The organism is Streptomyces shaanxiensis (genome assembly GCF_039537145.1).
Classification (GTDB): domain Bacteria; phylum Actinomycetota; class Actinomycetes; order Streptomycetales; family Streptomycetaceae; genus Streptomyces; species Streptomyces shaanxiensis.
This window is the reverse complement of sequence record NZ_BAAAZY010000019.1, coordinates 311,314-336,992: the sequence shown is the minus strand read 5'-3', so window position 1 is coordinate 336,992 and position 25,679 is coordinate 311,314. Positions and strand designations below refer to the sequence as shown.

Sequence of the window (25,679 nt, the reverse complement as noted above, 5' to 3'; positions counted from 1 at the left end):
TCCTGGTTCCCGCGCCCCCGTACCCTGGAAGGGTTATGACTCACACCGCGCAGCCCTCCCGCCCCCTCCGCGTCCTCGCCGCCATGTCCGGCGGTGTCGATTCCGCCGTCGCCGCCGCCCGCGCCGCCGAGGCGGGGCACGACGTGACCGGCGTCCACCTCGCGCTCTCCGCGAACCCCCAGTCCTTCCGCACGGGCGCGCGGGGCTGTTGCACCATCGAGGACTCCCGCGACGCCCGCCGCGCGGCCGACGTGATCGGCATCCCGTTCTACGTGTGGGACCTCGCCGACCGGTTCCGCGAGGACGTCGTCGAGGACTTCATCGCGGAGTACGAGGCCGGCCGCACCCCGAACCCGTGCCTGCGCTGCAACGAGAAGATCAAGTTCGCGGCCCTGCTCGACAAGGCGCTGGCGCTGGGCTTCGACGCCGTCTGCACGGGCCACTACGCGCAGGTCGTGCTGAACGAGGACGGCACGCGTGAGCTGCACCGCGCCTCCGACATGGCCAAGGACCAGTCGTACGTCCTCGGCGTCCTGGACGAGAAGCAGCTGGCGCACGCGATGTTCCCGCTCGGCGACACGGTGACGACGAAGGACGAGATCCGCGCGGAGGCCGAGCGCAGGGGCCTGGCGGTCGCGAAGAAGCCCGACTCGCACGACATCTGCTTCATCGCCGACGGCGACACCCAGGGCTTCCTCGCGAACCGCCTCGGCAAGGCGGAGGGCGACATCGTCGACGAGTCGGGCACCAAGCTCGGCACGCACGAGGGCGCGTACGGCTTCACCATCGGCCAGCGCAAGGGCCTGCGCATCGGCACCCCGGCCGCCGACGGCAAGCCGCGCTACGTCCTCGACATCTCGCCGGTGAACAACACCGTGACGGTCGGCCCGGCGGGGTCCCTGGACGTCACCGCCCTCACCGCCGTCAAGCCCCGCTGGTGCGGCGTGGCCCCGACCGGCCCCGGCACCTACACCGCCCAGCTCCGCGCCCACGGCGGCGAGACCGAGGTCACCGCCGAGCTGGTCGACGGCTCTCTCGAGGTCTCGTTCACCGAGCCGGTCCGCGGCGTGGCTCCCGGCCAGGCGATCGTCCTGTACGACGGCACGCGCGTGGTCGGCTCGGCGACGATCGCGTCGACGGTACGGGCGACGGCGTCGGCTGTTTGACTGACGCAGTTTCTCCGTCCCCTCAGGAAGCCGCGCGTCTCCGGCGGTGCCGCTGCGCAAAGATCACGGGATACTCCAGCTCGGCACCTGTGAACCGAACCGGCCCCCTCACGGACCCATGCCTCGGGTCCGTGAGGGGGCCGCACGCGCGCGTGGAGACTCCGGTCACCCCCCGAAGAACTCCACCAGCACCGGCGCGAGGACATCCGCCTCCACCATGTGGGTCTGCCCGGGCAGGCTCCGGTACGTCCCGCCGGGCACGGTCTCCGCGACCGCCTGTGCCGCCTCGCGCATCCAGGGCGGGCTCTCGCTGCCCGCGACGGACAGCACCGGAACGCCGATGGAGGCGAGCCGGGCCCGGGGCACCAGTCCGTCGCCCATCACGGCGTTGTCGTAGGCGAGGCTCGGCGCGATCGTCTCCATACCAGGCCACATGGGGGACTGGCGGGCGCCCTGGATCATCTCCTCGGCCAGGCCGGTGAGCCGCAGGAAGAGCACGACCGCGTCCCCGCGCCGGCCGTCCGCCAGCGCATCGGTGAGCCGCTCGGTGTACTCCGCGCGTTCCTTCGCACCGCCCTCGTAGACGGCGAACGGCACCTCGTACACCGCGACCTGACGCACCGGCAGCCCGCTCGCCGCCGCCTCCAGTGCGAGCGCGCCGCCCGAGGAGACGCCGTACAGCGCCGCCTCGCCGCCCACCGCCTCGATCAGCGCCGCGAGGTCCTCGACCTCCCGTTCCACCGCGTACGGCGCTGTGTCACCGCTCTCGCCCCGCCCTCGCCGGTCGTACACGACGACCCGGAAGCGGTCCGACAGAGGCACGGCCAGCGGCGCCACGGTGCCACCGGTGGACATCGCACCGCTGACCAGGATCACCGCCGGACCCTGACCGGTGCTCTCGTACGCGATCGAGGTGCCGTCGCGCGAAATGGTCTTCTTGTCCATGCCTCTGGAGACTGCCGTACGGCACGGATCTAATCGCTCACGACACTTCGACTTCGTAGAAGCAGAGGTGGTCCTTGATCGCGGCCACGTCCGGCTTCGGGTCCGGATACGCCCAGACGAGGTCCGCCGCGTCCGGCAGCGACCAGTAGGAGGCCGTTCCCTTGAACGGGCAGTACGTGTGCGTGTCGGAGGGAGTCAGCAGGTCCAGTCGTACATCCTCGGGCGGGATGTAGTAGCGCACGGGACAGCCCGTCTCCCGCAGGAGGAGAGGCCGGTCGCTCTCCGCCAGGACCTCGTCGCCGTGAAGCACCCGCACGCGTCGCGTGCCCTGCTCGATCGTGATCGTGTGTCCGTCAGTCATATCCGAAAAGCGCTCGCGGGCCCCCGGTTCTTCCCACGTACGGTGACCTCATGCGTATCTGTGTCTTCCTCTCCGCCGCCGACCTCGACGACCGTTACACGCGCCCCGCGCGCGAGTTCGCGAAACTGCTGGGCAAGGGCGGGCACACGCTCGTGTGGGGCGGCTCCGACGTCGGGCTCATGAAGGTGGTCGCCGACGGGGTGCAGGAGGCGGGCGGACGGCTCGTCGGGGTCTCCGTCGAGTTCCTGGCGGCCAAGGCGCGCGCCGGTGTCGACGAGATGGTGATCGCGAAGGACCTCGCCGAGCGCAAGGGTCTGCTCCTGGAGAAGGCCGACGCGGTGGTGGTCATGGTTGGCGGCACGGGGACGCTGGACGAGGCCACGGAGATCCTGGAACTGAAGAAGCACGGCCACACGGACAAACCGGTGGTCCTGCTCAACACCGCGGGCTTCTACGACGGCCTGAAGGAGCAGTTCCGCCGTATGGAGGACGAGGGCTTCCTGCCCCGCCCGCTGACCGACCTGGTGTTCTTCGCCGAGGAGCCGGTGGGTGCGCTGGCCTACCTGGAGGAGAGCCGGGGGATCGAGTGACCCCCCGCTGATGCGAGCATGGCGGGCATGGCTACTCATGTGATCACCGGAGCGGGCTCCGGCATCGGCGCGGCCGTCGCCCGCCGCCTGCACGCGCGCGGGGACGAGCTCGTCCTCCACGCGCGCGACGCGGGCCGCGCGAAGGAGCTGGCGGCGCAGTTCCCCGGCGCGAAGACGCTGGTCGGCGACCTGGCGGACCCCGACAAGCTGTCCTGGGCGTTCTCCCACCAGGCGCTGCCCGACCGGGTGGACTCCCTGCTGCACATCGCCGGTGTCGTGGACCTGGGCCCGGTGGGCGACCTGACCCCGAAGTCCTGGCGCCACCAGCTCAACGTCAACCTGATCTCCCCGGCCGAGCTGACCCGCCACTTCCTCCCCCAGCTCCGCGCCGCCCGCGGCCACGTGATCTTCGTCAACTCGGGCGCCGGCCTCAACGCCCACGCCGACTGGTCCGCGTACGCCGCGTCCAAGCACGGCCTCAAGGCCCTCGCGGACTCCCTCCGTCACGAGGAACACGCGAACGGCGTGCGGGTCACCACGGTCTACCCCGGCCGCACGGCCAGCCCCATGCAGGCCAAGGTCCACCAGCAGGAGGGCAAGGAGTACGACGCCTCGAAGTGGATCGACCCCGAGTCGGTGGCGACGACGATCCTGATGGCCCTGGACCTGCCGAGGGACGCGGAGGTGAACGACCTGACGGTGCGGCCGGGAAGGTGACCGCACTCCTTCGATGCCGGCCCAGGCATGTCAGCCCGTCCGGCGTTTGAGGACGAGGCCCTTCGGGCCGAAGCGGGGGGCTGGGGGCGGCAGCCCCCAGGGACGGGACGGGTAGGGGCGGCGGGGGCGAAACCATAGGCTGCACGTGTGAACGCAGACATTCGCTTCGGCATGGCCACCGGCATCGGCTCCATGCCGGGCACCGACGCCCGAGAAACCGCCAAGACCGTCACCGGCTCCTTCGAGGACTTCCCGTACCTCGCCGAGCTGCCCGCGCGCGGCCCCGGTGCGGACATGATCGGGCGGACCGCCGGGATGCTCGTCGAGCTGTACGCGCGCGTGGAGCCCAGCGGATGGCGGATCGGGGACCGGCCGGGGCGGGACACCAGGCGGGCCAGGTCGTGGCTGGGGGAGGACCTCGACGCGCTGGAGGAGTTCACCCAGGAGTACGAGGGGCTGCTGAAGGTCCAGGCCGTGGGGCCGTGGACGCTGGCCGCGGCGCTGGAGCTGAAGAACGGCGAGGCCGCTCTCTCCGACCCCGGTGCCTGCCGTGACCTCGCCGCCTCGCTCACCGAAGGGCTGCGCCTGCATCTCGAGGAGGTCCGGCGCCGCGTACCCGGAGCCAAGATCGTCCTCCAGCTCGACGAGCCCTCCCTCGTCGCCGTCCTGCGCGGACAGGTGAAGACCGCCAGCGGCTACCGCACCCACCGGGCCCCGGACCGGCAGATCGTCGAGGCCACCCTCCGGGATGTCGTCGGGGTTCACGGCGACGGCCCCGTCGTGGTGCACTCGTGCGCACCGGACGTCCCGTTCGCCCTGCTGCGCCGGACGGGGGTGGCGGCGATCTCCTTCGACTTCGCCCTCCTCACCGAGCGTGACGACGACGCGATCGGCGAGGCGGTGGAAGGAGGCACACGGCTGTTCGCCGGTGTCGTCCCCGGCACGGACGGCCCGTTGTCAGACCCTGCCGGTAGCGTCATGGGTGTCAGGACGCTGTGGCGCAGGCTGGGGCTGTCACCGGGGCTTCTCGCGGAGGCGGTCACGGTCACGCCGTCGTGCGGACTCGCGGGGGCCTCCCCCGCGTACGCGCGCACGGCCCTCGCCCACTGCGTCCGGGCGGCGAGATCCCTCGCGGACAACCCAGAGTAACGGGAGGACAACACGGTGGCCGGCGACAAGCAAGCGGAGACGACGGTGCCCACCGAGGCACGGGAGCAGCACGCGAAGCTCGCTGAGCAGATCGAGGAGCACCGCTTCCGGTACTACGTGAAGGACGCTCCCGTCATCAGCGACGCGGAGTTCGACAAGCTCCTGCGCACACTCGAAGCGCTGGAGGACGAGTACGCGGAGCTGCGCACCCCGGACTCGCCGACCCAGAAGGTCGCGGGCGCGTACGAGACGGAGTTCACGGCGGTCCAGCACCGCGAGCGCATGCTCTCGCTGGACAACGCCTTCGACGACCTGGAGCTCGCCGCGTGGGCCGAGCGCGTCCACAAGGACGTCGGCACATCCACGTACCACTTCCTGTGCGAGCTCAAGGTCGACGGCCTCGCCGTCAACCTCACCTACGAGCAGGGCCGCCTCACTCGCGCGGCAACGCGCGGCGACGGCCGCACCGGTGAGGACATCACGCCCAATGTCCGGACGATCGCGGACATCCCGGACCGTCTGAAGGGCGACCGCATCCCCGACCTCGTGGAGATCCGCGGCGAGGTCTACTTCCCGATGGAGAAGTTCGAGGAGCTCAACGCCCGCCTGGTCGAGGCCGGCGACAAGCCCTTCGCCAACCCGCGCAACGCCGCCGCCGGTTCACTGCGCCAGAAGGACCCGCGCGTCACCGCCACCCGGCCCCTGCACATGGTCGTCCACGGCATCGGCGCCCTGGAGGGTGCCGACGGCATGACCCGCCTCTCCCAGGCGTACGACCTGCTCAAGACCTGGGGCCTGCCGACCGCGCGGCACAACAAGGTGGTCGAGGACCTCGACGGGGTACGGGAGTTCATCGCGTACTTCGGCGAGAACCGGCACTCGGTCGAGCACGAGATCGACGGCGTGGTCGTCAAGCTCGACGAGATCCGGCTGCAGGGCCGCCTCGGCTCCACGGCGCGGGCGCCGCGCTGGGCGATCGCCTACAAGTACGCGCCGGAAGAGGTCAACACCAAGCTGATCGACATCAAGGTGGGTGTGGGACGCACCGGTCGTGTCACGCCGTACGCCCAGGTCGAGCCCGTCACCGTCGCCGGCTCCGAGGTCGAGTTCGCCACGCTGCACAACCAGGACGTCGTCAAGGCCAAGGGCGTCCTCATCGGCGACACGGTGGTGCTGCGCAAGGCAGGCGACGTCATCCCGGAGATCCTGGGGCCGGTCGTCGACCTGCGGGACGGCACCGAGCGTGAGTTCGTGATGCCGGCCGAGTGCCCGGAGTGCCGGACACCGCTACGGGCCATGAAGGAGGGCGACATCGACCTGCGCTGCCCCAACGCCCGTACGTGCCCGGCCCAGTTGAGGGAGCGTGTCTCCTACCTCGCGGGCCGGGAGTGCCTCGACATCGAGCACTTCGGCGACGTGGCGGCGGCCGCGCTCACGCGTCCTCTCGAACCGGTCGATCCACCGCTCGTCGACGAGGGCGACCTCTTCGATCTCACCGTCGAGAAGCTGCTCCCCATCAAGGCGTACGTCCTCGACCAGGACAGCGGCCTGCCCAAGCGCGATCCCAAGACGGGCGAGGAGAAGGTCGTCACCGTCTTCGCCAACCAGAAGGGTGAACCGAAGAAGAACACCCTCGCCCTGCTCAAGAACGTCGAGGAAGCCAAGAACCGGCCGTTCGCCCGTTTCCTCAACGGGCTCTCGATTCGCCACGTCGGTCCGGTCGCCGCCCAGGCGCTCGCCCGCGAGTTCCGCTCCATCGACCGCATCGAACAGGCCAGTGAGGAGGAGCTGGCGAACACCGACGGCGTCGGCCCGATCATCGCCGCCTCGCTCAAGGAGTGGTTCGCCGAGGAGTGGCACCAGGAGATCCTTCGCAAGTGGAAGGCCGCCGGCGTCCGCATGGAGGAGGAAGGCTCCGGAGAGGACGAGGGGCCGCGTCCGCTGGAAGGGCTTACCGTCGTCGTCACCGGCACGCTGGAGAACTTCACGCGTGACGGCGCCAAGGAGGCGCTGCAAAGTCGCGGAGCGAAGGTGACCGGTTCCGTTTCGAAGAAGACGTCTTTCGTTGTCGTGGGTGACAGCCCGGGGTCCAAATATGACAAGGCGATGCAGCTCAAGGTGCCTGTTCTGAACGAGGACGGATTCAAGGTCCTGCTGGAACAAGGGCCCGAAGCGGCGGCCGAAGTTGCTCTACCTGTAGAGGAGTAACGGTTGAAGGCCACCGGATAGGCGCATACCAGATGCATACGGGTGGCTGGGGCGCATTCGGGCAACCGTCGACGACCGGGGCCCGTGGAAGCCTTCTGCCGCCTACTGTTGAGAGGTGCGCCTGCCGTGCCCAGCTGCGGTCGGGGCATCTCCTTGCTCCCGACGGGCTTTGAAGGGCAAGGGGAAGGGTTTTCCAACGCGGTGCCGTTGAAGGTTGTTGTCGGGCATCGGGCCGCGTGGCGTGGGCACCGCCGGCTGTGAGAGGGACGGGAATGGAACCGACCGAGAGCGCCGCCCCGGACTCACGGCTGCGCCGGATCGCCGGCGCATGGCGAGGGTGGGCGGCGCGGGCCGCGGAGCGTTCGCGCGCGGAAAGAGGCGCGGGGGGCGCCGCCGGGCCGCACACCGTGACGGACGGCGGCGCCGCCGCGCGGCTCGGCGCCGAGCGCACCGACGGGCTGCAGGACGCCGACCACGAACGGCACCTGTCCTGGCCCGCGCTGCCCGCGGCGATCGTCGCGGCGGCCGGATTCGTCCTCGGCGCCGGGTTCTACCGGGCGTTCACCGGCAACCACGCCCTCTTCCCGTCCGGCACCGTCGGCTGGTCCCTGGCGGTACTGACCGGCGTCATCGTCGGCCATCTGGTCGCGCTCGGCCGCGCCCGCTGGTGGGGCGGCACCGGCTCCGGCGCCGCCCTCACCCTCGCCGTGCTGATGCTGTACGGCTGGGTGCCCGCCGGCATGGTGAGCCTCACCGTCGTCGTCCTGGTCGGCATAGCCCGCCGGGGCCGCTGGCGCCAGGGCGTGCTGCACGGCGCGGTGGACATCCTCGGCATCGCCGCGGGCGCCCTCGTGCTGGCCGCCTTCGGCCGCGTGCCGACCGTCGAGAACCCCTGGAACCCCGACACCTGGACGCTCTACACCGCCCCCGGTGTCGTGCTCGTCGCCGCCGCCTATCTGGCGGTCACCCGCGTCCTGCTCTGGTATCTGCACACCCCGCACGGCGGCCTGCCCACCGTCGCCCGCACCGCCCTGGTCAGACAGGGACTGGTCGCCGTCGCGCTGCTCGGCATCGCGCCGCTGGTGTGCGTGGTCGCCATCGCCAAGCCTCTGCTGCTGCCGCTGTTCTCCATCCCCCTCATCGCCCTCGACTCCACCCTGTGGATCGCGCGGGCCAGGGCGGAGGAACAGCTGCGCGATCCTCTGACCGGTCTGCCCAACAGGCAGTGGCTGCTGGAGCGCATCTGGACCGCGCTCGACGACGCCGAGCGCATCGGCGCTCGCTCCGCCCTGATGCTGATCGACCTCGACCGTTTCCGATCGGTCAACGACACTCTCGGTCATCTGGCCGGAGACCGGTTGCTGTTGCAGATAGCGGACCGGCTGCGCCTGGCCCTGCCGCGCGGAGCGGAGGCCGCGCGGCTCGGCGGTGACGAGTTCGCCGTCTTACTGCCGGTCGCCGACTCCACGACGTCCGCGACCCGGGTCGCCCGCGGTCTCGTCACCGCCCTCAGCTCCCCGCTCGACCTCGACGGGCTCACCCTGGTCCTGGAGGCCAGCGCCGGCGTCGCGGTCTTCCCCGACCACGCGCTCGACGCCGAAGGGCTGCTGCGGCGCGCGGACGTGGCGATGTACCAGGCGAAACGGGACCGTACGGGCGTAGAGGTCTACGAGTCCAAGCGGGACTCCAACACCCCGGACCGGCTGGGCCTGCTGGGGGATCTGCGCCGCGCGCTCGACGCGCAGGAGGTCGAGCTGCACTACCAGCCGAAGGTCCGCTTCGACGGGCAGGTCGCCGGGCTGGAGGCGCTGGTGCGCTGGGTGCATCCCGAACGCGGGAAGGTGCCGCCGGACGAGTTCATAGCGATCGCCGAGTCGTCGGGGCTGATGCCGCATCTGACGGAGTACGTGCTGGAGACGGCGCTCGGGCAGGTGGCGCAGTGGCGGTCGCAGGGCCTGTACGTGCCCGTCGCGGTCAACGTCTCTCCCCGTGACGTCCACACCCCCGGGTTCGCCGGCTCCGTCGCCGCGCGGCTCGCCCGGCACGGTGTTCCGGCGGGAGCGCTCCAGCTGGAGATAACGGAACACGTGCTCCTGGAGGACCCGCAGCGTGCCGCCGACACGCTGGCCGGGCTGACCGGGCACGGCGTGAAGATGTCCCTGGACGACTTCGGCACGGGCTACTCGTCCCTCGTGCACCTCAGACGGCTGCCCGTGAGCGAGCTGAAGATCGACCGCTCGTTCGTGGCGCGGCTCGCGTTCGATGTCGAGGACGCGGAGATCGTGCGCTGCACGGTGGACCTGGCCCACTCGCTCGGCCTGCTCGTCGTCGCCGAGGGCGTCGAGGACGACGAGACCTGGGAACGCCTGCGGGACCTGGGCTGCGACGCCGTACAAGGGTGGCTGGTCGCGGCGGCGATGCCGGCGGAGGAGACGACGGCGTGGCTGCGGGCGCGGGGGTCGCGCGGGTGGCAGCGACCGAGGGCGGCACTGCCTGCCGCAGAGTGACGGACGCTTCGCTGGAAGTGCTGCGATGTGTCGTCGTTCGTCTGCGGGCATCGTCGTGGCTGGTCGCGCAGTTCCCCGCGCCCCTATCGGGGCGCTGTCGAACCGTGGTGGAGTCCAGGCACGCGGCCCGAGGGAAACCGTTTCACGGGCATCGGTGCCCGCCCCATAGGATTGGCCCCAAACCACACACACTCACCCCAGAGGATCGCTGCATGCCTGGCATCACGCGCGAGGAGGTCGCCCACCTCGCACGGCTGGCGCGTCTGGAGCTGAAGCCCGAAGAGCTCGAGCACTTCGCGGGACAGCTGGACGACATCATCGGCGCGGTCGCACGCGTCAGTGAGGTCGCCGACCAAGACGTACCGCCGACCTCGCACCCGCTCCCGCTGACGAACGTCATGCGCGCGGACGAGGTCCGTCCGTCGCTCACCCCCGAGCAGGCGCTCTCCGGCGCCCCGGCCCAGGAGCAGCAGCGTTTCAAGGTGCCGCAGATCCTGGGGGAGGACTAACCGCCATGACGGACAACATCATCAAGCTCACGGCCGCCGAGACCGCCGCGAAGATCGCTTCCGGTGAGCTCACGGCCGTGCAGGTCACCGAGGCCCACCTCGCCCGCATCGAGGCCGTCGACGAGAAGGTGCACGCCTTCCTGCACGTCGACCGCGAGGGCGCTCTCGCCCAGGCCCGGGCCGTCGACGAGAAGCGTGCCAAGGGGGAGAAGCTCGGTCCGCTGGCCGGTGTTCCCCTCGCGCTCAAGGACATCTTCACCACCGAGGGCATTCCGACGACCGTCGGTTCGAAGATCCTCGAGGGCTGGATCCCGCCGTACGACGCGACCCTCACCAAGAAGCTGAAGGCCGCCGACGTCGTGATCCTCGGCAAGACCAACATGGACGAGTTCGCCATGGGGTCGTCGACGGAGAACAGCGCCTACGGGCCGACCGGCAACCCCTGGGACCTCACCAAGATCCCCGGCGGCTCCGGCGGCGGCTCGTCCGCAGCGCTCGCCTCCTTCCAGGCGCCCCTCGCCATCGGCACCGACACCGGCGGCTCCATCCGCCAGCCGGCCGCCGTCACCGGCACGGTCGGCGTGAAGCCGACGTACGGCGCCGTCTCGCGGTACGGCATGGTCGCCTTCTCGTCCTCCCTCGACCAGGGCGGTCCCTGTGCCCGTACGGTCCTGGACGCGGCGCTCCTGCACGAGGTCATCGCCGGACACGACCCGCTGGACTCGACGTCGATCGACGCGCCCGTCCCGCCGGTCGTCGAGGCCGCCCGCAACGGCAGCGTCGAGGGCATGCGCGTCGGCGTCGTCAAGCAGTTCCGCGGCGAGGGCTACCAGGCCGGCGTCATCCAGCGCTTCGACGAGTCCGTCGCGCTGCTCAAGGACCTGGGCGCCGAGATCGTCGAGCTGGACTGCCCGTCCTTCGACCTCGCGCTGTCGGCGTACTACCTGATCGCGCCCTCCGAGTGTTCGTCCAACCTCGCCCGCTTCGACGGCCTGCGCTACGGCCTGCGGACCGGCGACGACGGCACGAACTCCGCCGAGGCGGTCACGTCGATCACCCGTGAGGCGGGCTTCGGCCCCGAGGTCAAGCGCCGCATCATGCTCGGCACGTACGCCCTGTCGAGCGGGTACTACGACGCGTACTACGGCTCCGCGCAGAAGGTCCGTACGCTCATCACCCGCGACTTCGAGAAGGCCTTCGAGCAGGTCGACGTGATCGTCTCGCCGACGACGCCGACCACCGCCTTCCCGATCGGCGAGCGCGCCGACGACCCGATGGCGATGTACCTCGCCGACCTCTGCACCATCCCGACGAACCTCGCGGGCAACGCGGCCATGTCGCTGCCCTGCGGTCTGGCTCCGGAGGACAACCTCCCGGTCGGCCTGCAGATCATCGCCCCGGCGCTGAAGGACGACCGCCTGTACAAGGTGGGGGCCGCCGTCGAGGCCGCCTTCGTGGAAAAGTGGGGGCACCCGCTCCTGGAGGAGGCACCGTCGCTGTGAGCAAGCTGTCCAAGGCCAAGGACTTCAAGAAGTCCAAGTCCGGTCTGTACCTGTCCATGGCCACCACCGCGTTCGGTGCGGTCAACGTCGCCAAGCAGGCGAAGAAGGCCCGCGTCGAGAGCGACACGCTGCGGCTCATCGACGCCGGCGTGTCCGCCGTCGCGATCGTCACCGGCCTCGCCATCCTCTACCGCGAGCTGAAGCGGCTGGGCGACGACGACGTCCTGCTGGGCTGAGAGGGAAGTTTCACCGTGACCACCACGACCGACCTGGTGTCGTACGAGGACGCACTCGCGTCGTACGACCCCGTCATGGGCCTCGAGGTCCATGTCGAACTCGGCACCAAGACCAAGATGTTCTGCGGCTGTTCGACCGAACTCGGTCAGGACGCCAACACGCAGACCTGCCCCGTCTGCCTCGGCCTGCCCGGCGCGCTCCCGGTCGTCAACGCGACCGGCGTCGAGTCGGCGATCAAGATCGGTCTCGCGCTGAACTGCGAGATCGCCGAGTGGTGCCGTTTCGCCCGGAAGAACTACTTCTATCCGGACATGCCGAAGAACTTCCAGACCTCCCAGTACGACGAGCCGATCGCCTTCAACGGCTACCTCGACGTACAGCTGGAGGACGGCGAGACCTTCCGCGTGGAGATCGAGCGCGCCCATATGGAGGAGGACACCGGCAAGTCCACCCACGTGGGCGGTGCGACGGGCCGAATCCACGGCGCCTCGCACTCGCTGCTGGACTACAACCGCGCCGGCATCCCGCTCATCGAGATCGTCACCAAGCCGATCGAGGGCGCGGGCGAGCGTGCCCCCGAGGTGGCGAAGGCGTACGTCCGTGAGCTGCGCGAGCTCATCAAGGCGCTCGGTGTGTCGGAAGCCCGCATGGAGATGGGCCAGATGCGCTGCGACGTGAACCTGTCGCTGCGCCCGAACGGCACCGAGAAGTTCGGTACGCGCTCGGAGACGAAGAACGTCAACTCGCTGCGGTCCGTGGAGCGCGCGGCCCGCTACGAGATCCAGCGGCACGCGGCCGTGCTGAGCGGCGGCGGGACGATCATCCAGGAGACGCGGCACTTCCACGAGGACACCGGGTCGACGACCTCGGGCCGCGTGAAGGAAGAGGCCGAGGACTACCGGTACTTCCCCGAGCCGGACCTCGTTCCGGTGGCCCCCTCGCGCGAGTGGGTCGAGGAGATCCGGGCGGCGCTTCCCGAGATGCCGCTGGCCCGCCGTACCCGGCTCCTCGCGGAGTGGGGCATCTCGGCCACCGACATGCAGGCGATCCTCAACGCCGGCGCGCTGGACCTGATCGTCGCCACGATCGACGCCGGTGCCGACGCGGCCTCCGCCCGCAAGTGGTGGATGGGCGAACTCGCCCGCAGCGCCAACGAGTCGGGCAAGGCGCTCGACGAGCTGGCGATCACCCCGGCGCAGGTCGCCCGGGTCACCGAGCTGGTCTCGAAGGGTGACCTGAACGACAAGCTGGCCCGCCAGGTCATCGAGGGCGTTCTCGCGGGCGAGGGCACCCCGGACGAGGTCGTCGACAAGCGCGGTCTGAAGGTCGTCTCCGACGAGGGCGCCCTCACCACCGCCGTCGAGGAGGCCATCGCCGGCAACCCGGGCATCGCGGACAAGATCCGCGGTGGCAAGGTGGCCGCGGCCGGCGCCCTGGTCGGCGCGGTCATGAAGGCGACCCGTGGTCAGGCCGACGCCGCGCGCGTCAAGGAGCTGATCCTGGAGAAGCTGGGCGTCAGCGAGGGCTGAGACCCACGGTGGTGAACCCCGAGGGGGATGCGTCGACGGTGACGCATCCCCCTCGGCGCGTTCTCAGATACGGCGTCCCACGAGCCGTACGAAGCCCAGCGCGCGGCCCTCGTCCAGCCGCACCATCTCGCCGACCCGGCGGGCCATCGTGCGATGGAACTCCTCGGGGCTCTCCTCGGCGATCACGTCGCACCACAGCAGCCAGTCCCGCCAGCCGTCGTCCAGCCAGTCGGCCGCTTCGACCTCGACGGCGCCGCTGCGTGTCCAGTGCCGTCGCCACCAGTCGGCGGTGTGGAAGCACCAGAAGTCGGGCTCCCACCACGGCTTGAGATGCTCCGGCGGCTCGATGCCGTCCGGTTCCTCCCGCAGCGCCGGTACGACGACGCCGATCCGCCCGCCCGGCTTCAACAGGCGGATGAGCGTGGGCAGATAGAGATCGTTCGTGCCGAAGTACTGGTACGCGTCGATGCTCACGATCGCGTCGAAGCCGCCCTCGGCGAACGGCAGGTCGTGCGCCTCGGCGTGCACGGGCAGCACACGGTCGGCGAAGCCGGCCTCGGCGATGCGCCGTGCGTTGTCGTCGGGCTTGATCCACAGGTCGGCGGCGGTGACCTGGGCGTCGTACTCCCTGGCCAGGAAGACGGAGGTCATGGCCCGGCCGCAGCCCAGGTCGAGGACGCGTGCGCAGGGCCGCAGGGCGTCCAGGCCGAGGGCGGGGGCCAGCCACTCCAGCAGCCAGAGTGCGTTCGGGCCCATCTGGTTCTCGACGACCCAGCGGGGGTCGTAACTGTTGCTGCGCGGGTAGCGGGCGTGGGTCAGCCGCTCGGCGAGGTCCTCATTCGAGGTCCTCGGGGTGATGTCCGGCATCGGTGAAGGGGCTCCTTGAGTCCTGGAAGGCGGAAAGGGATACGGAGGAGCTCGGCCGGACGCTCAAACAATGCACCTGCCCAGGTCGGCGGCGATGTGCCGCGGGAACGGCTGACCTCCGGAAGCTAGCAGCCCGCCCTTCGGACCCGCATCCGGTTTCTCGGCGCGACGCGCTACGCTCGCCCGCCATGAGTGGACGCGGTGATTCCGAGATATCCGACACGCGGGAGGAGCAGGAGGAGCGGTTCGAGACGCCGGAGGACGAGCGCGACGAAGACCTGGCGGACGCCGAGGATCCGGCGCAGGTGGCGCGGCGGGCCCGCTGGACGGCGGCCGGGACCGGTGTGCTCCTCGCCCTCGCGGGGCTGGCCGCCTCGACCCTTCGTGCGACAGGCTCCGCCCCGGCCCTCGTCCCGGCCGCCTACGCCTTCGGTGCCGCCGTCTGCGCACTCGCCGCGTTCCTCGGCTCGCGGGGGCGCACCCGGCGGGCGCTGTGGCTGCTGGTCGCCGGAGTGATGGTGATGGCGATGGGCGACCAGTTCGACTGATGTGAGAGGCGTCACGCGAGAACGACAGAGTGAACGTTACTGTCCTGTGATCTGCCTCGCATTCCTGTGAATAAACCCACGAACGCGGCAAACGATCTCTGCCGCCTGCGAGAGTTTGCTTCACATCGCTCATGCGTTCTTTGCGGGCTGTTCACTTCATGAACGACTTATCCCGGTCAAAGATCCACAAATCGCCCCGGGAGCTCGTTCGTGGCAGCTCTTGCACGCTGGTGTGTCCAGCGCCGCCTCGTCGCCGTACTGCTCTGGCTGCTCGCCTTCGGCGGGGTGACCGCGGCCGCCGCCGTCACGGGCACCGCGTACTCGAACGACTACCACGTCCCGGGCACCGAGTCCGGCCGGGCCACCCAGCTCCTCGAGGACGGCTTCCCCGGCCTCGGCGGCGACAGTGACACCGTTGTCTGGCACACCTCGTCCGGCAGTGTCCGCGCCGTCGACGTCGAGCAGACCATGACCCGCACCCTGGACGAGATCGCGGAGCTGCCGGGTGTCGCGGCCGTCGGCAGCCCGTACGGCAAGCAGGGCGCCGCCCGGATCAGCGAGGACGGGCACACGGCGTACGCCACCGTCACCTTCGACGACAGCGCCGAGAACCTCGACGAGGGCGAGGCGCGGGCCGTCGTGAACGCGGCCAAGGCCGCCGAGACCGACGGGCTCCAGGTGGAGCTGGGCGGCAGTGCCGTCGGGCTCACCGAGTCGCCGGGCGGGCACATCGCCGAGGTCGTCGGGGTGGCCGTAGCGGCTGTCGTGCTGTTCCTGGCCTTCGGCTCGCTCGCCGCCTCGCTGCTGCCCATCGCCACCGCGCTGGTGAGTGTCGGCACCGCCTACGCCGGGATCGTCCTGCTCGGGCACGCCATGACCGTGGCCGACTTCGCGCCCATGCTCGGCATGCTCATCGGGCTCGGCGTCGGCATCGACTACGCGCTGTTCATCGTCACCCGGCACCGGCGCGGGCTGAAACGAGGGCTCTCCGTCCCCGAGGCGATCACGAACGCCGTGGCGACCACCGGACGTGCGGTGGTGTTCGCGGGCGCGACCGTGTGCATCGCCCTGCTCGGGATGCTGATCCTGCGGCTGGGCTTCCTCAACGGCGTCGCGATAGCCGCCTCGTTGACGGTGGTCCTGACCGTGGCCGCCTCCGTGACCCTGCTGCCCGCCCTGCTGTCCTTCATCGGCATGCGCGCCCTGAGCCGCCGCGAGCGGCGCCGGCTGACCGAACACGGTCCCGAGCCCGAGGTGCCGGCCGGGTTCGCCGCCCGCTGGTCGGCGTTCGTGGAGCGCCACCCCAAGGCGCTCGGCGCGATCGCCCTGGCCGTCATCACGGTCCTCGCCCTGCCCACCCTCGGCCTGCGCCTGGGCACCTCCGACCAGGGCAACAACCCGGAGACCTCCACCACACGCCAGGCCTACGACCTCCTCGCCGACGGCTTCGGACCCGGCGTGAACGGCCCGCTCACCCTGGTCACCGAGGTCGACGGCGGCGACGACAAGCTCGCCCTCGACAACCTCGACGCGACCCTGCGCGCCACCGAGGGCGTCGCGTCGGTGACCCCGGTGACGTACAACACCGGCGGCGACACCGCGTACCTCACCGTCGTACCGGAGTCCTCCCCGCAGTCGCGGCAGACCAGCGACCTCGTCGACCGGCTGCGCTCCGAGGTCCTGCCGCGCGCCGAGACCGGCACCTCGCTCGATGTGCACGTCGGCGGCATGACGGCCGGCTACGACGACTTCGCCGACGTCATCGTCGGCAAGCTGCCGCTGTTCGTCGGCGTCGTCATCGGCCTGGGCTGTCTGCTGCTCCTGCTCGCCTTCCGGTCCGTCGGCATCCCCCTGAAGGCCGCGGCGATGAACGTCGCCGCCGTCGCCGCCGCCTTCGGCGTCGTCGTCGCGATCTTCCAGTGGGGCTGGGGGAGCGAGCTGCTCGGCCTGGGCCGCGCGGGCCCGATCGAGCCCTTCCTCCCGGTCATCATGGTGTCCGTGCTGTTCGGCCTCTCCATGGACTACCAGGTCTTCCTGGTCAGCCGGATGTACGAGGAATGGCTGGAGACCGGCGACAACCGGCGGGCCGTCCGGATCGGCCTCGCCGAGACCGGCCGGGTGATCAACTCCGCCGCGGTCATCATGATCTCGGTCTTCCTCGCCTTCGTCCTCAGCGGCGACCGAGTGATCGCCATGTTCGGCATCGCCCTCGCCGCCGCGGTGGCCCTGGACGCCTTCGTGCTCCGCACCCTCCTCGTCCCCGCCCTGATGCACATGCTCGGCGGCGCCAACTGGTGGCTGCCCCGCTGGCTGGACCGGCGCCTGCCCCGCATCAGCATCGAGCCGCCCGAGTCCCGTGCCGCCCATGAGAGGCTGGCCGCCGCGACGGACGCCGAGGTGGCGGACGTGCTGGCGGAGGAGGAGCGACAGCGGGATGTACGCGATATCGCTGGGTGACGACGGAGCCGAACTGCGTCCCCTGGAGCCGTGGCACGCCGAAGAGTTCCTGGCCCACCTGGAGCGGGGGAGGGAGTTCATCAACCAGTACGTCCCCTTCGGCTCCAAGGCCGTCGACGTGGACTCCGCGCGCGAGACGCTCCAGCGGTACGCCGACATGCGCGCCGCCGACACCGCTTCCCTGCACGGCCTGTGGCTGGAGGGCAAGCTGGTGGGCGGGGTGCTCTTCCTCAACTTCGACGCCGAGAACGCCAACTGCGAGGTCGGCTGCTGGCTGGAGCCCGCCGGCACCGGGCGCGGGCTCGTCACGCGCGCGATGCGCGTCCTCATCGACTTCGCGATCGAGGGGCGCGGCATCCACCGCGTCGAGTGGATCGCGGCCGCCGGGAACACGCCGAGCCTCGATGTCGCACGGCGGCTCGGGATGACCCGCGAGGGCGTGCGCCGGGAGAGCTACCCCTATCGTGGGGTGCGGCACGACCTCGAGGTGTGGTCGATCCTGGCCCCCGACTGGCGTGAGGCACGCGCGCGTGCCGCTCACAAGGATCATTAAGAAAGCTCTCAGACAGCGTCCGTACGGTGCGAGGCATGGGAACGAAGACAGTGGACGAGACCGGGGCCGAGACGGGCACCGAGGCGAAGACCGACGAGGAGAAGGTGGACGTCACCAAGACGACCGACGCCACCGCCTCCGACGAGGTGACGGAGAACGACGAGGCCGAGGCCGGGGACGAGGTGACCGCCGAGGCCACGGAAGAGGGCCCCTCCGGCGTAGGCCAGGGCGCGGGCGCGATCGTCTCCGCGGCGCTCGGCCTCGTCTCCCTGACCGGCGGCTGGATCGGTACGGTCGCCGCCGCGCGCGAGACCCTCGTCGGCCAGCTGGAGACCGCGTCGAACGCGAGCGTCGCCAAGCAGATCAAGGAGGTCTACGGCGACGCCTGGCAGACCTCCGCCCTGTGGGCCGGACTCTTCGCGCTCGCCGCGCTGATCGTCGGCGTCGTCGTGCTCGCCCGTCCGGCGTTCGGCGCGCCCGGCAAGCCGCAGGCCCCGTGGATCAAGTCGGTCGCCTGGGGCGGCGTCGTGCTCGGCGTCATCGGCCTGCTGCTGGCCGTGCTCAAGTACACCGACGCGTTGCTCGGCCTGCCCTCGGCAGGCTGACCCACCGCAGGCCCTGAGGGGCCTCAGGGCCGCCCTAAGCACTTTGGACGGCGCTCTGAGGCCCCTTACGCGTGTCTAAGGCCCCGCCCACCGCCGAAGATGCGGAACTCTCCCGATGTGGCGGACCCCCCTGGGAGACGAAGGTTGAGGCATCGCTGAAAGCGACGCCGAGATCCGATTCTCACCAGGAAAAGCCAGGGGGACCCGCCATGTACGAGTACGAACTCCACCACCTCCGTGCCGCCGAACTGATCCGCCGGGCCGAGCAGGAGCGGCTGGCCCGCGAGGCTGCCCGCGTCCGCAGGGCGGCACGCCGCGAGGCAGCGGAACGTTCCGGTGAGGGGGTGAGGGAGAAGGATGCGCATAGCTCGCGCCGTCGCAGGCACCGGCATCCGCATGCCGCGTGAAAACGGGGGAGACAAGAGCCGGCGGTGGCTTCTCCGCGCCGGCCCAGGCAAAGTCAGCCCGTCCGGCGTTTGAGGACGAGGCCCTTTCAGGGCCGAAGCGGGGGTCTGGGGGCGGCAGCCCCCAGAGGGCGGCACCACCGACGCCGAGCCCGGCGAAAACCGTTGCCCTACTTCCCGCACCGCGTGCGATGCTCGCCCCCGTGGAGAACCAGTCCGTCAGCCCCGTGTTCGTCGGTCGCGCAGCCGAGCTGGAGACGCTGCACGACGCCCTCGCCCGCGCCGCCGGAGGCGACCCGCAGGCGTTGGTGATCGGGGGAGAGGCCGGGGTCGGCAAGACCCGCCTCGTCGAGGAGTTCGCCGGCGCCGCCGCCCGTGAGGGCGCCGTCGTCGTGCTCGGCGGTTGCGTCGAGATCGGCGCCGACGGCCTGCCGTTCGCCCCGTTCTCCACCGCGCTGCGTGCCCTGCGCCGCGAACTGCCCGGGGAACTCGCCGCCGCGGCCGCCGGTCAGGAGGAGGAACTGGCCCGGCTGCTGCCCGAGTTGGGCGAGACGGCGCCGGCCCGCGGGGCGGACCGGTCCGACGAGGAGGGCATGGCCCGCCTCTTCGAGCTCACCGCCCGCCTCCTGGAGCGCGTCGCCGCGGACCGCACGGTCGTCGTCGCCCTGGAGGACCTGCACTGGGCCGACGCCTCCACCCGCCACCTCCTCGCCTACCTCTTCCGCACCCTGCGCACCGGCCGCCTCGTCGTCCTGGCCACCTACCGCTCCGACGACATCCACCGCCGCCACCCGCTGCGCCCCCTCCTCGCCGAACTCGACCGGCTGCGCACGGTCCGCCGTATCGAACTCGGCCGCTTCAACCGCGCCGAGGTCGGCCGCCAGATCGCCGGCATCCTCGCCACCGAACCCGACCCTGCCCAGGTGGACGAGATCTTCGAACGCTCCGACGGCAACGCCTTCTTCGTCGAGGAACTCGCCGTCGCCACCCACGAGGGCTCCTGCGCCGGCCTCACCGACTCCCTGCGCGACCTGCTCCTGGTCCGTGTCGAGAGGCTGCCCGAGAGCGCCCAGCGGGTCGCCCGGATCGTCGCCGAGGGCGGCTCCACCGTCGAGTACCGGCTGCTCGCCGCCGTCGCCCGGCTCGCCGAGGACGACCTCATCGAGGCGCTGCGGGCCGCCGTCAACGCCAACATCCTCATCGCCGCGCCGGGCGGCGACGGCTACCGCTTCCGGCACTCCCTGGTCCGCGAGGCCGTCGGCGACGACCTGCTGCCCGGCGAGCGCTCCCGTCTCAACCGCCGCTACGCCGAAGCCCTGGAGGCCGACCCGACGCTCGTCCCGGCCGACGTGCGCGTCATGCGGCTGGCCAGCTACTGGTACCACGCCCACGACCCGGCCAAGGCCCTGCCCGCCGTCCTCGACGCCTCCGTCACCGCCCGCCGCCGGCACGCCCACTCCGAGCAACTGCGGCTGCTGGAACGCGCGATGGAACTGTGGGACTCCGCCCCCGAGGACGTACGGGCCACGCTGCGCCCCGTCGACTACACCGAGGTCTATCCGCCCTGCGGCTGCGACCCCGCCACCAAACCCCTGCGCTACCTCGACCTCATGGCCGAGGCCGCCGTCGCCGGACGGCTCTGCGGGGAGCGCGAACGCGCCCTGAAGATCACCAAGCGGGCCCTGCATCTCCTGGAGGAGGACGGCGACCCCCTGCGCGCCGCCTGGTTCTGGGTCCAGCGCTCCCGGCTGGTCCAGGCCCAGGCTCGCGGCGACGGCTGGAAGGAGCTGGCCACCGCGCAGCAACTGGTGCGCGGCCTGCCACCGTCCGAGGTGCACGCCGAGGTGCTTGCCATCGCCGCCAACTGGTCGATGCTGCACGCCCCCGGCCCCGCCGCCATGTCCGCCGCCGAACGGGCCGTCGAGTACGCGCACATGGTGGGCGCCGAGGACATCGAACTCAACGCGCGGCTCACACTCGGCGGACTCATGGTCGACGCAGGTCAGATCGAGGCCGGCCTGGCCCAGATGTACGAGGTCAGGGACGAGGTGCTGGACCGCGGCCTCGCCGCCGTGGTCGGGCGCAGCCATGTGAACCTGCCGTCCGAACTGGAAGGCATCGGCCGCTCGGAGGAGGCCGTGGGCCTCCTGCGCGAAGGGCTGGGGCTGACCCAGAAGATGGGCCTGCGCGACTCCGAGGCCTGGATCTGGGCGAACCTCGCCGAATCACTGTTCTCCCTGGGCCGTTGGGAGGAGGCAGCCGAGGCCGCAGTGAACGCCCAGCGGACCGGGCAGGCCGCCAAGCCACGAGGCGCCGGCTCCAACTGGCTCGCGCACCTTGCGTTCGCCCGCGGCGAGGTCGCCGAGGCCGCCCGCCATCTCGCAGCCGCCCGCGCCTCCTACGGCACTCACGACCCCATGCCGCAGAACAACCTGCCGATGGCCTGCGTCACCATCGGCACTGCCGCCGCCGAGGGCCGTCTCCTCGACGCCCGCGCCGAGGCCGACCGGGCCCTGAGCGCCGGCTTCCCGCCCGGCACCCAGCGCTACGCCTGGCCGCTGCTGCTGGCCGCCGCCCTCGCCGAGTCCGACGCCCGCGCCCTCGCACCACCCGCCGCGCAGGAGGGCCGAGCCGCCTTCCTGGAACGGCTCTTCGCGGCCGTCCGCAAGCTCACCACAGGCGCACCTCTGTGGCTGGCCTACGACAAGTGGACCCGAGCCGAACTCGACCGCGCCGAGAGCCGGGCCACCCCCGACACCTGGTCGGACGTGGTCACCGCCTTCGAGGCCCTGGAACGCCCTTACGACCTCGCCCAGGTCCGCCACCGCCTCGCCGAGGCCCTGCTCGCGATCGGCGGCGAGGACGAGCGCGCCCGCGCCACGGAACTGCTCCGCCTGACCCGGGCCACCGCCACCCACCTGGGAGCCCGCCCCCTCGCCGACGCCACGGCCCACCTGGCCCAGCGAGCCCGCCTCTCCCTCACGGCAGCCCCGCCCCCGACCGACCCTGCCGACTCCCTCGGCCTCACCACCCGGGAACGGGACGTCCTGCGTCTGGTCTCGGCCGGCCGCACCAACCGCCAGATCGCCGAGGAACTCTTCATCTCCCCGAAGACGGCCAGCGTCCACGTGTCGAACATCCTGGGGAAGCTGGGCGTCTCCGGGAGGGGAGAGGCCGCCGCGATGGCGCATCGGATGGGGTTGTTCTCGGCTGAAACGGTCACATCCGGAACGAGAAGCTGAGGTTTACGCTGTAAGGGACGTCGGCCAAGGGAGGTTGCGTGTTCAACGCCTTCGAGGAACTCTTCGCCCCCGGCCGCAAGCACACCCGCGACGAGCAGAACCGTCTGGAACTGACCCGCGAGGACGTCGGGGACAACGACCCCGGCCGTGGGCCGATAGATCTCGCGTCCGGGAAGGTGGTCGTACGGCGGCAGCCCGAGCCGTCGGCGGAGGAGGCGGACGGGGAGGAGTGAAGGGCTCTCAGCTCACCTGCACCTCCAGAATCCGGTCGTCCCCGTCCTTGGGGCTGCCCCGTCCGTCCGTGTTGCTCGTCGTCAGCCACAGCTTGTCGCCGCCCGCCGGGACGACCGTGCGCAGGCGGCCGTACTCGCCCTCCAGGAACGCCTGCGGGTCCGCCGAGGCCTCCGTGCCGTTCAGCGGGACGCGCCACAGGCGCTGGCCCTTCAGACCGGCCATCCAGACGGAGCCCTCGGCGTAGGCGATCCCGCTGGGGGAGGCCTCGTCGGTGCCCCACTGGGCGAGTGGGTTGAGGTAGTCGGCGTTGTCCGACTTGCCCTCGGCCTCCGGCCAGCCGTAGTTGCCGCCCGGCTTGATCGCGTTCAGCTCGTCCCAGGTGTCCTGGCCGAACTCGGCGGCGAACAGACGCTGTTTTGAGTCCCAGTCCAGACCCTGCACATTGCGGTGGCCGTACGAGTACACGGGGGAGTCGGGGAAGGGATTGCCGGGGGCCGGTTCGCCTTCCGGAGTCAGGCGCAGGATCTTGCCGCCCGTGGAGTCCTTGTTCTGGGACAGCCCGGTGTCACCGCTCTCGCCCGTGCCCGCGTACAGCATCTTGTCCGGGCCGAAGGCGATCCGGCCGCCGTTGTGGATATAGCCCTTGGGGATGCCCTTGAAGATCGTGTCGGGCGCGCCCAGTTGATCGCCGGACGGCCGCTGCTCGTCGTACAGCATGCGGACGATGCGGTTGTCGGAGGCCGAGGTGAAGTACGCGTAGACCATGTGGTCCGAGGCGTAGTCCGGCGACAGCGCCAGGCCCATCAGGCCGCCCTCGCCCGCCGGTGACACCCCCGGCACCTCGCCCAGCTCGGTCTTCTTGCCCGTCTCCCCGTCGACCCGGGTGATCGTGGCCTCGTCGCGGGAGGAGACGAGCAGGTCGCCGTCGGGGAGCGGGGCCAGGCCCCAGGGGGTGTTCAGGCCCTCGGCGACGGTGCGCACCACCTTGACCGAGCCCTGCGCCGGCGGGGTCTCGGCCGTCTGCTGGGTGGGCGACGATCCCGGATCCGCATTACTGGATGTCCCGCTCTTGCCCCCGCCCGGTGATCCCCCGTCGTCGGAGGAGCAGCCGGCCGTCAGTAGGAGTGCGGCCGCGGCCATCACGGCCGTCACAGCTCGACGTTGCACGATCAAGGTCCCTTCGACGCGGCGGGTTCTACTTTTCTTACACCGCTCGCGTCTCAGAGGTTCCCGATCCATGAACCTTGAATCAGCGCCGCCCGACCCCGGCCGGTTTCCGCCCGGAGCCCTGGAATCCTCGCGGCGTCAGTCCCAGGATCCCCGCGCCCCCGGCAGCTCCGCCACCTCGGCCAGGTCCTCCGCGGTCAGCCGCAACCCCTCCGCCCCCGCGTTCTCCGTCACCCAGCGCTCCTGCTTCGCCCCGGGCACCGCGACCACGTGCCGCCCCTGTGCCAGCACCCACGCCAGCGCCACCTGCGCGGGCGTGACCCCGTCTCCGTGGCGGGCCGCGATCCGGCGCAGGCCGACGACTATCGGCTGGTTCGCCGCCATCATTTCCCCGGTGAAGCGCGGGTGCCGGGCGCGGACGTCGTCCGGTTCGAAGCCCTGGCCGGGCGTCAGGGTGCCGGTCAGGAAGCCGTTGCCCAGGGGCATGGCCGACAGGAAGCCGACGCCGCGCGCCTCGCACCACGGCAGCAAGGTCTCCAGCGCCTCCGGCGACCACACCGACAGCTCCGCCTGCACGGCGCTCACCGGGAAGACCTGCTGCACCCGCTGCAACTGCCGGATCGTCCCGTCGTGCAGGCGCGTCCCGGAGCGCCGGCCACCGCGCGCACCCACCGCGCACAGCCCCAACGCCCGTACTTTTCCGGCCTGGACGAGCTCCGCCATCGCGCCCCACGTCTCCTCGACGGGTACTTCGGGGTCCGCGCGATGCAGTTGGTAGAGGTCGATGACGTCAGTCTGCAGCCGGCGCAGAGAGGCGTCGCAGGCCCGTTTCACGTAGCCGGGGCGGCCGTTGGCCACGATGTGCTGCTCGCCGACCAGCAGACCGACCTTCGTCGAGACGAACGCGTCCTGGCGGCGCTCCTTCAACACCCGCCCCACCAGCAGCTCGTTCGTGAACGGGCCGTACATGTCGGCCGTGTCCAGCAGTGTCGAGCCCAGATCGAGCGCCCGGTGCACCGCCCTGACCGACTCCTCGCCCCGCTGCCGCGACGAGCTGTAGGCCCAGCTCATCGGCATGCACCCGAGCCCGACGGCTCCCACCGCGAGTGCCGCCGCGCCGATCGTCCTGCGCTCCACCTGGCCGTAACCCTCCCTCTTCCGGCACCCCAACCTAACCTCTGCACTCCTGTTCGCCTGACATAGCCTCCTGGGCATGACTGCTGACGTGTGGCTCCCCGTCCCGCCGGACGAGATCGAGGGTCTCCCCGAGGGCCCCAACTACCGCTTCTGGGACGGGGCCGAGGACTTCCCCGCCGACCCGGCCGAGTGCGTCTTCTACGTCGTCCCGTACATGAAGCCGCCCGCGCTCGGACAGCGTCCCCTGCCGGAGATGAGTTCCGTGGAGGTCGTGCAGACGCTCTCCGCGGGCACCGACCACGTGGAGCCGGGTCTCAAGCACCTGCGGCCGGGCGTGCGGCTGTGCAACGCGCGCGGGGTGCACGAGGCGAGCACCGCCGAACTCACGCTCACCCTGATCCTCGCTTCTCTGCGCGGCATCCCCGACTTCGTGCGGGCGCAGGACAAGGGGGAGTGGCTCGGCGGGTTCCGGCCCGCGCTGGCCGACAAGAACGTCCTCATCGTGGGATACGGCTCGATCGGGGCCGCGATCGAGGACCGGCTCGCACCTTTTGAACTCGCGCGGGTGGCGCGCGTCGCGCGCTCTGAGCGCACCACGGCGCGCGGACCTGTGCATCCACTCACCGAACTGCCCGCTCTGCTCCCGGAAGCGGACGTCGTCATCCTGTCCACGCCCCTGACGGAGGCCACCCGGCACCTGGTCGACGCCGACTTCCTCGCCCGCATGAAGAACGGCGCGCTGCTGGTCAACGTCGCCCGTGGCGGCGTCGTCGACACCAAGGCGCTGCTCGCCGAGCTGGAGACCGGGCGGGTCACCGCCGCCCTGGACGTCACCGACCCCGAGCCGCTGCCGCGCGACCACCCACTGTGGCGTGCGCCGGGCGTGCTGATCAGCCCGCATGTGGGCGGGCCGACGTCCGCGTTCCTGCCGCGCGCCAAGCGGCTACTGGTGGACCAGTTGCGTCGTTACGTGAACCGGGAGCCCCTGCGCAACGTGATCCTTACGACGGGCGAGGCGCGCGAGTGATGCCCACGGGCCGAGCAT

23 protein-coding genes are annotated in these 25,679 nt (G+C 71.0%); 18 read left to right on the top strand and 5 right to left on the bottom strand.

All coding sequences use genetic code 11. From position 1 onward, the window contains the following. The first annotated feature begins 35 nt into the window (after positions 1-35). Positions 36-1,166, top strand: a complete 1,131-nt coding sequence (gene mnmA / locus ABD932_RS32035) for a tRNA 2-thiouridine(34) synthase MnmA (RefSeq protein ID WP_345018042.1) — start codon at positions 36-38, stop codon at positions 1,164-1,166. Between the two features lie 165 nt (positions 1,167-1,331). On the opposite strand, the gene ABD932_RS32030 is transcribed toward mnmA, so the two are convergent. Together ABD932_RS32030 and ABD932_RS32025 are read right to left on the bottom strand one after the other, a co-directional pair. Then, positions 1,332-2,111, bottom strand: a complete 780-nt coding sequence (locus tag ABD932_RS32030; RefSeq protein ID WP_345018040.1) for an alpha/beta fold hydrolase — start codon at positions 2,109-2,111, stop codon at positions 1,332-1,334. 37 nt (positions 2,112-2,148) lie between these two features. Next, positions 2,149-2,472, bottom strand: coding sequence for a DUF427 domain-containing protein (locus ABD932_RS32025; protein WP_345018038.1), 324 nt, complete (start codon positions 2,470-2,472; stop codon positions 2,149-2,151). A gap of 50 nt (positions 2,473-2,522) precedes the next feature. Between ABD932_RS32025 and ABD932_RS32020 the strand changes: the two genes are divergently transcribed. The 9 genes from ABD932_RS32020 to gatB all read left to right on the top strand — a co-directional run bounded on the left by ABD932_RS32020 (position 2,523) and on the right by gatB (position 13,420). After that, positions 2,523-3,062: an LOG family protein gene (locus tag ABD932_RS32020; protein WP_345018036.1), complete on the top strand. Its 540-nt coding sequence runs from the start codon at positions 2,523-2,525 to the stop codon at positions 3,060-3,062. A 27-nt stretch (positions 3,063-3,089) separates the two neighbouring features. Beyond that, positions 3,090-3,779 (top strand): SDR family oxidoreductase, encoded by a 690-nt coding sequence (locus ABD932_RS32015; RefSeq protein WP_345018034.1) that lies wholly within the window; start codon positions 3,090-3,092, stop codon positions 3,777-3,779. Positions 3,780-3,950: 171 nt separating this feature from the next. Beyond that, positions 3,951-4,928, top strand: coding sequence for a methionine synthase (locus tag ABD932_RS32010; protein ID WP_345018101.1), 978 nt, complete (start codon positions 3,951-3,953; stop codon positions 4,926-4,928). 15 nt (positions 4,929-4,943) lie between these two features. After that, positions 4,944-7,136 carry an NAD-dependent DNA ligase LigA gene (gene ligA, locus ABD932_RS32005; RefSeq protein ID WP_345018032.1) on the top strand — a complete coding sequence of 731 codons (2,193 nt, stop codon included), beginning with the start codon at positions 4,944-4,946 and terminating at the stop codon, positions 7,134-7,136. 272 nt (positions 7,137-7,408) lie between these two features. Further along, the gene (locus tag ABD932_RS32000) at positions 7,409-9,643 is read left to right on the top strand and encodes a putative bifunctional diguanylate cyclase/phosphodiesterase (protein WP_345018030.1); all 2,235 of its coding nucleotides are present in this window, start codon (positions 7,409-7,411) and stop codon (positions 9,641-9,643) included. A 212-nt stretch (positions 9,644-9,855) separates the two neighbouring features. Next, positions 9,856-10,152, top strand: coding sequence for an Asp-tRNA(Asn)/Glu-tRNA(Gln) amidotransferase subunit GatC (gatC, locus tag ABD932_RS31995; protein ID WP_007384860.1), 297 nt, complete (start codon positions 9,856-9,858; stop codon positions 10,150-10,152). A gap of 5 nt (positions 10,153-10,157) precedes the next feature. Further along, complete coding sequence (gatA, locus tag ABD932_RS31990; RefSeq protein ID WP_345018027.1) at positions 10,158-11,654, top strand: Asp-tRNA(Asn)/Glu-tRNA(Gln) amidotransferase subunit GatA; 1,497 nt, start codon at positions 10,158-10,160, stop codon at positions 11,652-11,654. Then, a complete protein-coding gene (locus ABD932_RS31985; RefSeq protein ID WP_345018025.1) occupies positions 11,651-11,890 on the top strand; it encodes a hypothetical protein in 240 nt (79 codons plus the stop codon). The genes gatA and ABD932_RS31985 overlap by 4 nt, the downstream gene beginning before the upstream one ends. A 15-nt stretch (positions 11,891-11,905) precedes the next feature. Beyond that, entirely contained in the window at positions 11,906-13,420 is a 1,515-nt protein-coding gene (gene gatB / locus ABD932_RS31980) for an Asp-tRNA(Asn)/Glu-tRNA(Gln) amidotransferase subunit GatB (protein WP_345018023.1), read from the top strand. Positions 13,421-13,483: 63 nt separating this feature from the next. On the opposite strand, the gene ABD932_RS31975 is transcribed toward gatB, so the two are convergent. Then, complete coding sequence (locus ABD932_RS31975; protein ID WP_345018021.1) at positions 13,484-14,287, bottom strand: SAM-dependent methyltransferase; 804 nt, start codon at positions 14,285-14,287, stop codon at positions 13,484-13,486. 188 nt (positions 14,288-14,475) lie between these two features. Here ABD932_RS31975 and ABD932_RS31970 point away from each other — a divergent pair, with 188 nt between their 5' ends. The 7 genes from ABD932_RS31970 (at position 14,476) to ABD932_RS31940 (ending at position 22,329) form a co-directional block, all read left to right on the top strand. Beyond that, positions 14,476-14,835, top strand: coding sequence for a hypothetical protein (locus ABD932_RS31970; protein WP_345018019.1), 360 nt, complete (start codon positions 14,476-14,478; stop codon positions 14,833-14,835). 210 nt (positions 14,836-15,045) lie between these two features. Beyond that, entirely contained in the window at positions 15,046-17,292 is a 2,247-nt protein-coding gene (locus tag ABD932_RS31965) for an MMPL family transporter (RefSeq protein ID WP_345018017.1), read from the top strand. Next, complete coding sequence (locus ABD932_RS31960; RefSeq protein WP_345018015.1) at positions 17,270-17,845, top strand: GNAT family N-acetyltransferase; 576 nt, start codon at positions 17,270-17,272, stop codon at positions 17,843-17,845. The genes ABD932_RS31965 and ABD932_RS31960 overlap by 23 nt, the downstream gene beginning before the upstream one ends. A 35-nt stretch (positions 17,846-17,880) precedes the next feature. Next, complete coding sequence (locus ABD932_RS31955) at positions 17,881-18,450, top strand: hypothetical protein (RefSeq protein WP_345018013.1); 570 nt, start codon at positions 17,881-17,883, stop codon at positions 18,448-18,450. A gap of 209 nt (positions 18,451-18,659) precedes the next feature. Beyond that, positions 18,660-18,857, top strand: coding sequence for a hypothetical protein (locus ABD932_RS31950; protein ID WP_345018011.1), 198 nt, complete (start codon positions 18,660-18,662; stop codon positions 18,855-18,857). A 188-nt stretch (positions 18,858-19,045) separates the two neighbouring features. After that, positions 19,046-22,096: a helix-turn-helix transcriptional regulator gene (locus tag ABD932_RS31945; protein WP_345018009.1), complete on the top strand. Its 3,051-nt coding sequence runs from the start codon at positions 19,046-19,048 to the stop codon at positions 22,094-22,096. 38 nt (positions 22,097-22,134) lie between these two features. After that, entirely contained in the window at positions 22,135-22,329 is a 195-nt protein-coding gene (locus ABD932_RS31940; protein ID WP_345018007.1) for a DUF6191 domain-containing protein, read from the top strand. A 7-nt stretch (positions 22,330-22,336) separates the two neighbouring features. Here the strand turns inward: ABD932_RS31940 and ABD932_RS31935 are convergent, their stop codons facing one another. Beyond that, positions 22,337-23,470 (bottom strand): PQQ-dependent sugar dehydrogenase, encoded by a 1,134-nt coding sequence (locus ABD932_RS31935; protein ID WP_345018099.1) that lies wholly within the window; start codon positions 23,468-23,470, stop codon positions 22,337-22,339. Positions 23,471-23,635: 165 nt separating this feature from the next. Beyond that, on the bottom strand, positions 23,636-24,634 hold the full coding sequence (locus ABD932_RS31930) for an aldo/keto reductase (RefSeq protein ID WP_345018005.1): 999 nt from the start codon (positions 24,632-24,634) through the stop codon (positions 23,636-23,638). Positions 24,635-24,710: 76 nt separating this feature from the next. Here ABD932_RS31930 and ABD932_RS31925 point away from each other — a divergent pair, with 76 nt between their 5' ends. Further along, complete coding sequence (locus ABD932_RS31925) at positions 24,711-25,661, top strand: 2-hydroxyacid dehydrogenase (RefSeq protein WP_345018003.1); 951 nt, start codon at positions 24,711-24,713, stop codon at positions 25,659-25,661. Positions 25,662-25,679 lie beyond the last annotated feature (18 nt).